Raw genomic sequence first — 13,057 nt, 5'->3', positions numbered from 1 at the left:
TGTGCATCCTCGTATACTTATTCTTTCACTAACGCTGGCTGATTTACCATATACGTTATTGTAGAAATATAAGCTTTTATGTTTCTTATATTTCTGAATACTTTTTGCCAAAAAAAACAGCTGATTTTATCATATAAGACATTTTAGAAATATAAGTTTATATGTTTCTTATATTTCTCATATGGTTTGATATATTAGGAAATGAGCGTTCGTGGTTCTTGTCGGCTTACAGCCCTGCTTTACGCTTTACTTCGTTGCACTTCGTGTTCGCTCCAATCAGGTTTAGAAACAGGGGGTTGTGCGCCCTGCAAGCCCACATTTGGAATGCTGCATTGGCCATTTACAGCGATACCCTGCAGCAACGAGATTACGAGGCGGCGAAGCGGATAAGCGGAAAACGGGAGGGACGATAATTGTTTTTTACAAGCCTTGCGCTCCAAAGAAATGACACTTTTTAATCAGGAAATGAGCGTTCGTGGTTCTTGGCGGCTTACAGCCCTGCTTTACGCTTTACTTCGTTGCACTTCGTGTTCGCTCCAATCAGGTTTAGAAACAGGGGTTTGTGTGCCCTGCAAGCCCACATTTGGAATGCTACATTGGCCACTTACAGCGATACCCTGCAGCAACGAGGTTACAAGGCAGCGAAGCGGATAAGCGGAAAACGGGAGAGACGATAATTGTTTTTTACAAGCCTTGCGCTCCAGATTTGTAAATATATTTTCAATATCTACTTCTATTAATAATTGTTATAGGGTATTAACCAATTTTTGGGACGACTGTAGCTCATTTTTCCTATCTTTATCTTGAAGCATCAGACAGTAAAACAGCTACATTTATGGAAGCCTCATTGAGCGAGCAGCGACTAAATTTTTTAAGACAATCAATTGGCAAAGTTATTACGGGTTCGCCTTCTAACTTCATGAATTGGCTGGCACCGGTTTTAATTAAAGCAGAGTATGGGATTTTGGTTTGCCAATATACGATCCGTAAAGAAATGACCAATCCCTATCAAATTTTGCATGGCGGTGTAACGGCTGGCATTATTGACGACCTGATCGGTGCAACGGTTTTTACGATGGGATTAAATGAGCGTTATACAACTGTAAATAATTACATCGATTATTTTGCCACGGCAAGTGAAGGCGACGAAATAATTGCGGAAACCTCGATCGTAAAAAGAGGACGCACGATTTTAAATCTGCAATGTGAAATCTCTTTGCCGTCGAAAAAACGTTTAATCGCCAAAGGTTATTCGAACATGTTAAACATAGGTTAAAATAAAACACAACGCTTAAGAATAACTTGTTGATTCCTTCATATTAACAAAACATTCTCATTTATATATTGTTGTAAATTAACCTAAAATATAATGAGCCATGTTAGAAAATTATTCCACCCTGCAATTTGACGTGAGAGGCAAAATTTTTAAGGGATTTTGCATGCGTATTCAAGATGATTTTCATGAAACTTATGCGGTAATTTTAGACGGTTACCATTCTTTCTGTATCTGGTTAGATAACAAGTCTGAGAAATGGTGCGCCTCGAAAAATGCAGTGATAGATCCAGATGCAATTGACGAAATCATCAATAGGATATCACCTCAAGCTTCCTGCTAGTAGCACACCATACCTATACGAAGCATAAGTTATTTTTTTTTAGAGATATTATAATCCCTGTTAGTTGAATTTCTGACCGGGATTTTTTGTGTTGTTTTACTTTATTGTCATTCTGAACGCAATGAAGAATCTCTATAAAAAGCAAAATATGAAAGCTATAATTCCGATAGCGCAGCAACGGTTGAAGGGCTTGGTAACTAGCCGCCCCGGTAAATAATAAACTGATTACTAAATTAACAATAACCAATTTACCAATGATCCGTTTACCAATGACCTATAAACCATACTTAAGCAAAGAACATGTAACTAAGTGCAATTGCCGTACAAACGCCAACCAAATCGGCCAGTAGCATGGAGCCGATGGCATAACGCGTATTTTTTATTCCAACAGCACCAAAATAAACCGCAACCACATAAAATGTAGTATCAGAAGCACCCTGGAAAACTCCTGAAAGTTTACTCGCAAATGAATCTGGTCCGCTTGATATCATTGTACTTACCATCATACCACGTGCCGCGCCACCACTTAAAGGCCTGATTAAGGCGGTGGGTAAGGCATCCACAAATTTGGTATCGGCACCAAAAAATACGAACATGCTCTTAATTCCACTCATCACCACATCAAAAGTTCCGCTGGTTCTCAGCATGCTTACCGCAACCAAAATACCAACCAGATAGGGAATAATCTTCAATGCGGTTTCAAAGCCACCCTTGGCACCATCAATAAAAGCATCAAAAACGTCTATTTTTTTATATAACGCGCCCAGTACAATCAATAAAAAGATCAATAAAATGATCCCGCCACTTAATAAGCCGGAAAATGATTTTATACTCTCTGCATTTAATTTGCTAACATACCAAACCAGCAAACCTATTACAGCCGATATGCCCAATACCCAGGTGATGATTACTGGTTGAAGTAAATTTATTTTTTGTTTAAAGGATACAATCAGCATGGCCGCCATGGTACCTACAAAAGTGACAATTAAACAGGGAATAAAAATATCGGTAGGGTCTTGCGCATTCTGGGTAGACCTGATGGCGATTACACTAACCGGAATCAGGCATAAACCGGCCGCGTGCAGGCATAAAAACATAATCTGTGAGTTGCTCGCCACGTCTTTATTGGGATTCAGCTCCTGCAAGCTTTCCATTGCCTTGATGCCAAATGGTGTAGCTGCATTATCTAAACCTAATAAATTAGCCGAGAAATTCATGATCATATGTCCCATAGACGGGTGCCCCTTGGGGATTTCGGGAAAAAGCTTCGAAAAAAAAGGGCCGATAATTCTGGATAACAAACGGATGCCGCCTGCCTTTTCGGCAATGCTCATCAGGCCCATAAATAAAGCCAATGTGCCGATTAGCTTAATACAAAGGTCAACAGCAATCCAGCAGGTTTCGATGATACCATCTAACTTTAAAGGATTTAAGGGATCGGACGATTTGCCGATGACCATCCAGTTAAAGATATCGCTGTGTCCGAAAAAGAAACATTTAATACTGGCTACAACAATAGCGATAATAATAAATGCCGACCAGATTCTGCTTAATGCCATTAGGATTGTTTAGTTTTATTTGATGCGTGAAAATAGTTTTTTTAAGCCGAAATTCATAGGAATCGTTGCGCTATTTATGTTCTTCATGCTGAACTTGTTTACAGCATCTTTCTTGCTGAATAGACCGAAACATAAATTGCCTTCGGCGATCGCTCAGGCTACCATTGACGTTAATTTTTAATTATTTGATAATTAGTCACTTATGAAATATGCATTTCCATCCAACATGGCCTTCGCACTGGGTCTCCGTTCTACTTAAGTCCGGCCTAACAAATTTTTCGGACTGCACCGACCAAGCCCTATTACTGGCTTTGAAAGAAAAATTTTCAGCCGGCATTTTTTGTTACTTTTTGATGCCAAAAAGTAAGAGCCCTTCGGCGGCGGTGAGCCGAGACAAGACTGTGCTGTATGGCATAAGAAATCAGTTACGTCATTTATATTGATTTTTATACCATAAATTATTCCTCAGGATGACAATGCAGTATTTTATGATGCAGCCTCTTTTTTTAAAATAAAACCAAACTGCCTCAGCTTTCAACATGTTCTATAACGGAGGGGGCATTGACAAGGGGAAATATCATTTACAGATTATAGAGGCAAATTCTTCAGCCAGCTCATAATAATTATAAATCAACTTAAAGATTATGGAAAACAAAAAAACAGATTCCGAGACACCGCATGAGGATAAAGTAGGCGTTATTCCGGTCTCTCAGTTAGAGGGAAGCGATGCTGATACCGTTCAGCAAGATGATGATGCAGGAGAGAAACTGGCTGAACAAACCAAAAAATCTGATTCTGACGCAGATGAGCAAACCACTGAAAGTCAAACTGACTAAACGGATTATTATTTACACTGGTTTCCACTAACCTAAAATACCTATGATGGAAAATACAAAACATTTTGCCCTGATTACCGGGGCAAGTAGCGGCATTGGTTATGAACTGGCCAGGCTTTTTGCAAAAGATCATTTCAATCTAATCATTGTTGGACGAGAAGAGGCCAGCCTGCAGCGTGCTGCAGTAGTGCTTGAAGAACAGGGAGCTGAAGTCATAACCATTACTGCCGACCTTTTCGACCCCAATGCAGCTTTTAATTTATATGAACAGATAAAAGCTAAAAATATACAGATCGATGTATTGGTTAACGATGCCGGGCAAGGCGTTTATGGTAAGTTTATTGAAACGGATCTTAATCAGGAACTGGACATTATCCAGCTGAATATCTCCTCTTTGGTAACCTTAACCAAGTTATATGTACGCGAAATGGTGGCGCGTGGAAGCGGAAAAATCTTAAATGTTGCTTCAATTGCAGGAAAAGTTCCCGGGCCCTATCAGGCCGTTTACCATGGAACGAAAGCATTTGTGCATTCCTTTACTGAGGCTGTCCGTGCAGAAATTAAAGATACAGCAGTGACCATCACCTCTTTATTGCCGGGGCCTACAGATACCGACTTTTTTAGAAAAGCCGATATGCTGGATTCGAAAGCGGTACAGGAAGGAGAACTTGCTGATCCTGCAGATGTGGCGAAAGATGGTTATGAGGCCATGATTGCCGGGAAGGATATGGTCATATCCGGGTTTAAAAACAAATTACAGGTTGCCGTGGGAAATATAACACCTGACAGTATGCTGGCAGAACGGACCGGTAAACAACAGGAGCCAGTGGATAAATCATAATATTTATCCTATTATTAAATTTGGCAGTGTCGTCATGCTCAGCTAGGCTGCGCATCTTAATGATTCGGTTGGGACTTACTTATTTGCCTTTCTATCGAATTAAGATTAGCTTCGCTGAGCACCTTAAGGTTCCCAATTTTCACTTATCATGTAGACACATCTTTTGGTTTTTTTTTATACGCTTTGCTAGCTTGCTTTAATAGATTACAGGTTTTATCGAAGAACTCCGTCAATCCCAAGGGCCGGAGATATCAAAAAAACAGTTGCACGAAAGAACAAATAGCATTACCAAACCTTAAACGCAGTGGTTTTGTGTTCATCATACTAATTTAATTGCTAAAGAGAATTGAACACAAAACGAAGTGCCGCTGTTTTTTTGATGTGAGTGTGGTTGTGAGAAAGGCCCCTAGCTGGATTGACAAAGCGCTTTGGGTACTTTGGCGCTCCAAAATGCGTAGCATTCTTGAGCACAGCTAAAACAACTACGACAGCGAAAAACTACCATGCCCCCGCGGCATAGAGCGGAAAAACAATATTTTTGTTGAAAATAATTTTTCCTAATCAATGGCATTAATATTAAGAAAAATGCTGACCACAAAGTAGCTACGAGGCAATTAACAACCATATTTCTACTTGTAAAGTAAATCCGAGCTATCGAAACAGCATGACGATTGCCTTAGAAATACGTGCTAAAGAACGAATAATGGCTAACAGAAATGCGTGCACACGATAGGTTTTCACGGGAATGACGATCTTTCCTCTCAAAATATTATTTTGCCAAAATCTCCGAAATCATTTCTGATACAGACTCTTCTACCCGCCTGAACGGGCAGGTGCAAGACGATACCATTGACAAAATCCACCGGCGATCGCCATTGCAAAAAGGAAAACCGAAGCCTGCCTCAAACGGGCTTCGTCGGCGTAAAAAGCCTTCTCGCAATGACGATTTTTAATAGGTAGGTAATTACCTTATAGTTAGCTGCTTTTAAGGTTGCCCGTTTCCTCCTGCGGCGCCATAAATCTGACCGGTTGAAAAACTGGCGTCGTTTGCAGCAAGTTGAACATAAATCGATGCCAGTTCAGCAGGCTGTCCGGGTCTGCCCAGCGCAGTATCTTTACCAAATTCTTTAAGTTTCTCTGGGGTTGAACCACCCCCCATTTGTAATGGCGTCCAGATCGGGCCAGGTGCAACGCCATTTACCCGGATGCCTTTAGGGCCGAGTTGTTTGGCAAGAGATTTTACAAAATTTGTGGTAGCAGCTTTGGTTTGTGCATAATCATAAAGATCGGGTGACGGGTCGGTTGCCTGTACCGAGGTGGTTCCAATGATAGACGAGCCTGGTTTCAAATGTGGCAAGGCTGCTTTAATTATCCAGAACGGGGCATATATGTTGGTTTTTATCGTCCAGTCGAACTGCTCGCTGGTTAAATCAGCAAGCGAAGGTGTGCTTTGTTGTCTTGCGGCATTACTAATCAGGATATCAAGCCCACCCAGCTGACTTACAGCGGTATCAACCAGCTTTTTACAAAAGGCCTCATCCCTGATATCGCCAGGAATGGCAACGGCTTTACGGCCGGACTTTTTAATCAGCTCAACTACTTCTTTCGCATCTGGCTCCTCCTGTGGCAGATAATTAATGGCCACATCTGCGCCCTCTCTGGCATAGGCAATGGCTGCGGCTCTCCCCATGCCAGAATCGCCACCGGTAATCAGTGCTTTTCTACCCATCAGTCTTCCCGAGCCCTTATAACTGGTTTCACCATGATCAGGCCTAGGCTCCATTTTACTGGCTAATGCCGGCCATGGTTGATTTTGATGGTTAAAAGGTGGTCGCGGATACTTGGTTGTAGGATCTTCGAGCGGGGCCAGTGGCGAATAATAGCTTTCGCCAACTGTTGCTGCAGTTAGTGTGGGTGCAATGGCCATACTGGCCAGTCCGATGCCGAGACCGCCGAGCGCCTCGCGTCGTGTAAATGTTTTTTTTCCGTCCATGATGATGTTTTTAACAGGTATAGATATAACCAAATAAAATTTTAGAAGGTTTGGCTTTTTTAAAGATTAATAAACAAGCCTGCCACGGCTAAAACTTTTGAGGCATTTTTCTTGTTTTTTGCTAAAGTCTTCAATGGAAATAGATATACGACAGAGAAAAATAGGATTAAATTTTAAGGAGAACGGGGCCGCAGAAATTCGGCTTTGGGCACCATTGGCCGCGCAGGTTTCTATCTTAATAGATGCACGCAAACTGACTTTATCATTATTCGACGAAGGCTATGGCTATTGGTACCTGCAAACAGACCAGATTGGCAGGAGCGATAAATATTGCTTCAAAATTACGCCTTCAACAGGCGGAAAAGCCCTTGAACGTGCAGATCCAGCTTCTTTATTTCAGGAAGACGGACCTAAAGGATTATCAACCGCTTTTGATGTAAATGCTTTTGGATGGACGGACACCGATTGGAAGGGTGTAGACTTAAAGGATCATATCATTTACGAACTCCATACCGGAACCTTTACACCAGATGGAGATTTCGCCGCTATCGAAACTAAACTCGATTATCTGGTAGAACTTGGCATTACAGCGATAGAAATTATGCCGGTAGCACAATTTTCCGGAAACAGAAACTGGGGCTATGATGGTGTATTCCCATTTGCAGTGCAAAATACATATGGCGGACCTTCAGCCTTGCAACATTTGGTTAACGCCTGCCATGCTAAAGGTTTGGCCGTCATTTTAGACGTCGTTTATAACCATGTAGGGCCGGAGGGGAATTATTTTTCCGACTTTGGCGAATATTTTACTGATAAGTATCATACACCATGGGGCAAAGCGATTAATTTTGACGATGCAAACTGCGATGCCGTACGCCATTTTTTTACCGAAAATGCCTTAATGTGGTTCAGGGATTTTCATATTGATGCCCTCAGGCTGGATGCCGTACATGCCATTAAAGATCTGAGCCCGGTCCATATTTTATCCGAGATTAAAACCTATACCGATAAACTGTCTGAGATTAGCGGCAGACCTTACCAGTTAATTGTTGAACTTGATTTAAATGATGAACGTTACATCCGGTCTCAAAGCGAATATGGCTATGGTATGGATACCCAATGGGTAGATGAATTTCATCATGCCCTTCGGGTTTGTACAGGTCAGGCAAAAGAAGGTTATTATTCCGATTTTAGCGGGGTAGCCGATCTGGCCAAATCTTACCAGGATGCTTATGTGTATACCGGCCAGTACTCTCCACATCGGAAAAGAAAGTTTGGAATGCCTTTACAGCAGGTTTCAGGAGCTAAATCTATTGTTTTCTCACAAAATCACGATCAGGTGGGCAATCGTATGCTGGGCGAAAGAAGCAGTAACCTGGTCAGTTTCGACATGTTAAAGGTAATGGCGGGGGCTGTTTTTTGTAGCCCGTTTCTACCCTTGATATTTATGGGCGAAGAGTGGGCAGAAACCAATCCTTTCCAGTTTTTTGTAAGCCATAGTGATGAAGAACTGATTGACGCGGTAAGAAAAGGAAGAAAGGCAGAGTTTGCCGCTTTCCATACCCAAGGCGAAACACCTGACCCCCAGGCCGTGTCTACTTTTGAACGTTCCAGACTCGATTGGGAAAAAACAAGTGAACAGCACCACCAGGTTATGCTCAACTATTATAAAACATTAATTGCATTGCGTAAACAAAATCCTGTGCTGGCCAATCTGGATCGCAAAAATGTAAATGCAAAGGCCTTTTCAGAAAAAAACTGTCTCATACTAAAACGCTGGAAAGGTAAAGATGAAATTCTGGTCGGCTTAAATTTTTCTAAACAAATACAAACTATATCCATTGATCCCGAATTTCACAAGGCCTTGGTATTATTAGATTCTTCCCTCATAAAGTGGAACAGCCCAAATCAAGAATCAAACCATATTGCGGCCAAAGGCCAGCTTAATTTATTTCCCGAATCCATTCTTATTCTTTACAAAGCAGATGCATAGACCAATTTCTACCTACCGGATCCAGTTTCACAAAGATTTCAACTTTAAATCGCTTGATCAAATTATCCCTTATCTAATCGAACTGGGGATCGGGACTTTATACGCTTCGCCAATTTTTGAGGCCATGCCGGGAAGCACACACGGCTACGATGTAGTGAATCCCCTGAAGATAAATCCAGAGATTGGCACAGAGACAGAATTGCTTCAGATTTCAAAAAAGTTAAAGGCTGCCGGCATCAGCTGGCTTCAGGACATCGTGCCTAACCATATGGCCTTCCATCCGGATAATGCCTGGTTAATGGATGTGCTGCAAAAAGGAAAAAACTCAGATTTTGCAAACTTTTTTGATATTGATCTGCAAAAAGGGGATGGCCGTTTGATGGTCCCTTTTCTAGGCGAAGACCTGGAAGAAGCGATTACAACACAGAAATTAAAGTTGCAGGCCATTAAGGGCAAATATTACCTTAATTACGGAGAATCAAACTGGCCGGTTAGTGCAGAAACGTCAACAGCCCTTTCGAAACAAAATCTGGATGACATAAATGGCGATGCTGAAGCTTTAACTCAAATTGTTCAAAACCAGCATTACCGCTTATGCAACTGGCAGGAAACCAACTATAACATCAACTATCGCCGGTTTTTTACCGTTAACGCCCTGATCTGCCTGAATATGCAACATCAGGAAGCCTTCGATCTTTATCATAGTTATATTTTTGAATTGATAGATAAAGGTATTTTCCAGGGCTTGCGCATCGATCATGTGGATGGACTTTACAATCCTGAAGAATATGTGAAACGACTCCGGAAAGTGGTAGGTAATGACATCTATATCGTGGTAGAAAAAATTCTCGAACACGGTGAAGTGTTACCGCAAACGTGGAAATTACAGGGAACAACTGGTTACGACTTTTTGGCAGCATTAAACAATCTTTTAACCAATAAAGCGGCAGAGAAGTCTTTCAACAAGCTTTACCAGGAAGTAACCGGCAAAAAGCTTGATCCGGCCAAGCTGATTTACGAGAAAAAAAGCAATATTTTGTTTAAGCACATGCAAGGCGAACTGGATAATTTATTTGATAGTTTTCTGGCGCTTGAACCGGCTGAGTTTTCAGGTATTAACCAGGCCGATCTAAAAAGGGCGCTCGCTGAAATGCTGATTGCCATGCCTGTATACCGGTATTATAACTATCGCTTTCCCTTAGCGGAAGAAGAAGCAACTCATGTTCAAAATCTGCTTAAACCACTTCTTCACCATAAAAAGCTGGCTGGAGCAGGAGAACTATTGACCAAAATCTTTTTGGAACTTCCAAAAAAGAAAAACGTTGACTTCAACAACAGGTTAAGTCACTTTTTTCAGCGCTGTATGCAGTTTACCGGACCATTGATGGCCAAAGGGGTAGAAGACACTGCCATGTTTACCTACAACCGTTTTATAGGCCATGCAGAAGTGGGCGACGCACCAGACGCTTTTGGAATGACGGTAGATGAGTTTCATGATGAAATGTATAAACGGCAGCAAGACTGGCCATTTAGCATGAATGGAAGCTCCACTCACGACACCAAAAAAGGAGAGGACGTAAGGGCAAGATTAAATGTACTTACTGACCTGCGGGAAGAGTGGACCATATTGGTGCAGCAGTTAAGAAAGATTTTTGCTACCCTACAGGAAAAAAATACAGCTTTCAAGCAACTACACGATAACGATATTTATTTAGTGCTGCAAACCATTATCGGTGCTTTGCCCTTTCATGAAGATGATGATGCTGAAATCGAAAACCGTTTGGCAGAATTTATTGTAAAGGCATTAAGAGAATCTAAAAAGCGGTCAGATTGGGCAAATCCAGATGAAGATTATGAGAACAAACTTACTGAATTTTCGCAGCTTATCTTAACTGAGCCGCAGGAGAGCAATCGTTTAATCAGAAATTTTTTAAAGCGAATCGCTGATTTTGCGGTCATCAATAGCTTAACGCAGCTTACCCTTAAATTTACTTGCCCGGGTATCCCTGACATTTACCAGGGAACGGAATTATGGGATTTAAGTCTCGTTGATCCTGATAACCGAAGGCCTGTTGATTATGCGGAGAGGACAAACTTGCTGTCCTCATTTGACAACCAGCTAGATTTTAAAAAACTGTTGAAAGAAAGATCTTCGGGGAAGATAAAAATGTGGCTCACCCAAACCTTGCTGGGGATCAGAAAAGCGGAGGCCAATATTTTCGAACGCGGGGCATACCTGCCTTTGCGGGTTCAGGGTAAGTATAGCCAGCATATCTGTGCTTTTGCCAGGGAATATAAAGCGGAATGGATAGTCACAGTGGTTCCTTTAGGTTTTGCAAAATGCTGTAAAAATCAAAATGTAACAGCCATTAATTTTGATTGGGAAGACACCGAAGTGCTGTTGCCAAATGAGGTGCCATTGGGCTGGCAAAACCTGCTAACCGGGAAAAAAGAATATAAGGATCCTTTACATAAGGGTATCCGGATCAGCCAATTGTTTAACCAGGTTCCATTGGCATTGATTAAGTTCATTCCCGAAGATAATCAGCGTGGTGCAGGTGTGCTGATGCACATTACTTCGTTGCCATCCCCTTTTGGTACCGGCGATTTGGGTCCGGGTGCCTATCAGTTTATAGATTTTCTTGCTGCATCACGCCAACGATACTGGCAGGTTTTACCGCTTAACCCAACCAAAAAAGAAACGGGCTATTCGCCCTATTCCAGCAGTTCTTCAATGGCAGGAAATACAATGCTCATCAGTCCTGAGCGCTTGTTCGAAGAAGCACTTTTAAACAAGAGTGATCTGGATGCTGCTATGCTGCCAGAAACAGGGCCGATAGATTTTGATCAAACAGAAAAAAAGAAACAGCAGGTATTGCGTCAGGCTTATCAACTGTTTAAAACCAGCGCCGATGAAAATCTGGTAAAAGAATTTAACCTGTTTTGCAAAACTGAGGAAAGCTGGTTGGCTGATTTTTCTGTTTATACCTGCATCAAGGAACATTTTAAGGGTAAAGAATGGTTTAACTGGTCAGAAAAGTATAAATTTAAAGATCCACAAACCATTGCTGACTTTGAAAAAAACAATCAGGCGGAAATAGAAGAAATAAAATGGAAGCAGTTTGTTTTCTATCGCCAATGGTACCATTTAAAAGAATACGCCCATGCGAAAGGTATAAGCCTGATCGGCGATCTTCCGTTTTACCTTGATTACGATTCAGTTGAAGTATGGGCGCAGCGCGAAAACTTTTTACTGGATAAAAGCGGGAATATGACCGTAGTCGCTGGTGTTCCTCCTGATTATTTTAACGAAAAAGGCCAGCTTTGGGGCATGCCGATATACCATTGGGAAAAGATGAAAACCGACGATTTTAAGTGGTGGGAAAACCGGTTAAGAAAAAACCAGCAGCTGTTTAACCTGCTCCGTTTAGACCATTTTATTGCCTTTTCTACTTACTGGCAGGTTGCGGCAGGTAGTGAAGATGCTGTTGAAGGGGTATGGAAGCCCGGAGTTGGTGCCTCATTTTTTAAAATAATAGAAAGGAAATTAGGTGAACTTAACTTTATCGCGGAAGATCTGGGCGAAATTTCACCAGCAGTGGAACAGTTGAGAACGCAATTTCGATTACCCGGGATGAAAGTACTGCAATTTGCATTTGGCGAAGATTTGGCAGGATCGCTGCATATCCCACATCAGTTTGGTTCGGCAGATTATATCGTTTACACCGGAACGCATGATAATAATACCACTTTAGGCTGGTTTAAAACTGAAGCGGATTCAAATGTTAAAGAGCGGCTTTCCAGATATGTTGGCTCAGCCGTTAATGAAAAGAATGTCAATGCTACGTTGATTAGGCTCTGTTACGCTTCCATTGCCAAATTGGCCATTGTTCCTGTGCAGGATATCCTGCAGCTGGATGAAAAAGCTCGCATGAACGTGCCAGGCGAGGCTACCGGAAACTGGACGTGGAGGGCCGATAAAAATTTTATAACGGAAGAAACGATAAACTGGTTGAGCGCAGAAACCGAACTTTATGGACGTTAAATATCTTTAACATATCGTAACGGCAACGATGTTTTAAATACCAAAATTTTTAAGAAAGCTGGTTAAAATATAATAGAATACCTGGCTAAGGTGGTTGTCTTTTAAAGAATATGCAGTGAAATATAAAAATGGCACAAGATTCCTCTTAGAATAAGATAAATGTCATTAAAACAG

The 13,057-nt window shown here is 41.6% G+C and carries 9 protein-coding genes; 7 read left to right on the top strand and 2 right to left on the bottom strand.

Translation table 11 applies throughout. The features are described from left to right. Window positions 1-161: 161 nt before the first annotated feature. From QZ738_RS17595 to QZ738_RS17585, 3 genes are all read left to right on the top strand, one after another. Window positions 162-413, top strand: a complete 252-nt coding sequence (locus QZ738_RS17595) for a hypothetical protein (protein ID WP_293789039.1) — start codon at window positions 162-164, stop codon at window positions 411-413. Window positions 414-835: 422 nt separating this feature from the next. Further along, a complete protein-coding gene (locus tag QZ738_RS17590) occupies window positions 836-1,276 on the top strand; it encodes a PaaI family thioesterase (RefSeq protein WP_293789038.1) in 441 nt (146 codons plus the stop codon). Window positions 1,277-1,439: 163 nt separating this feature from the next. Further along, window positions 1,440-1,616: a hypothetical protein gene (locus QZ738_RS17585; RefSeq protein WP_293789037.1), complete on the top strand. Its 177-nt coding sequence runs from the start codon at window positions 1,440-1,442 to the stop codon at window positions 1,614-1,616. Window positions 1,617-1,903: 287 nt separating this feature from the next. On the opposite strand, the gene QZ738_RS17580 is transcribed toward QZ738_RS17585, so the two are convergent. Then, complete coding sequence (locus QZ738_RS17580; RefSeq protein WP_293789036.1) at window positions 1,904-3,175, bottom strand: nucleoside recognition domain-containing protein; 1,272 nt, start codon at window positions 3,173-3,175, stop codon at window positions 1,904-1,906. 644 nt (window positions 3,176-3,819) lie between these two features. Here QZ738_RS17580 and QZ738_RS17575 point away from each other — a divergent pair. Together QZ738_RS17575 and QZ738_RS17570 are read left to right on the top strand one after the other, a co-directional pair. Beyond that, a complete protein-coding gene (locus QZ738_RS17575; protein WP_293789035.1) occupies window positions 3,820-4,011 on the top strand; it encodes a hypothetical protein in 192 nt (63 codons plus the stop codon). A 46-nt stretch (window positions 4,012-4,057) separates the two neighbouring features. Next, entirely contained in the window at window positions 4,058-4,852 is a 795-nt protein-coding gene (locus tag QZ738_RS17570; RefSeq protein WP_293789034.1) for an SDR family oxidoreductase, read from the top strand. Between the two features lie 985 nt (window positions 4,853-5,837). Here the strand turns inward: QZ738_RS17570 and QZ738_RS17565 are convergent. Next, the gene (locus QZ738_RS17565; protein ID WP_293789033.1) at window positions 5,838-6,845 is read right to left on the bottom strand and encodes an SDR family oxidoreductase; all 1,008 of its coding nucleotides are present in this window, start codon (window positions 6,843-6,845) and stop codon (window positions 5,838-5,840) included. Window positions 6,846-6,978: 133 nt separating this feature from the next. On the opposite strand from QZ738_RS17565, the gene treZ reads away from it, so the two are divergent. Together treZ and treY are read left to right on the top strand one after the other, a co-directional pair. Further along, on the top strand, window positions 6,979-8,838 hold the full coding sequence (treZ, locus tag QZ738_RS17560) for a malto-oligosyltrehalose trehalohydrolase (RefSeq protein ID WP_293789032.1): 1,860 nt from the start codon (window positions 6,979-6,981) through the stop codon (window positions 8,836-8,838). Beyond that, entirely contained in the window at window positions 8,831-12,883 is a 4,053-nt protein-coding gene (gene treY, locus QZ738_RS17555; protein ID WP_293789031.1) for a malto-oligosyltrehalose synthase, read from the top strand. The genes treZ and treY overlap by 8 nt, the downstream gene beginning before the upstream one ends. Window positions 12,884-13,057 lie beyond the last annotated feature (174 nt).

Source organism: uncultured Pedobacter sp. (assembly GCF_913776295.1).
Lineage (GTDB): Bacteria > Bacteroidota > Bacteroidia > Sphingobacteriales > Sphingobacteriaceae > Pedobacter.
The sequence above is the reverse complement of the archived record's forward strand: the minus strand, read 5'-3'. Positions and strand labels throughout refer to the sequence as shown.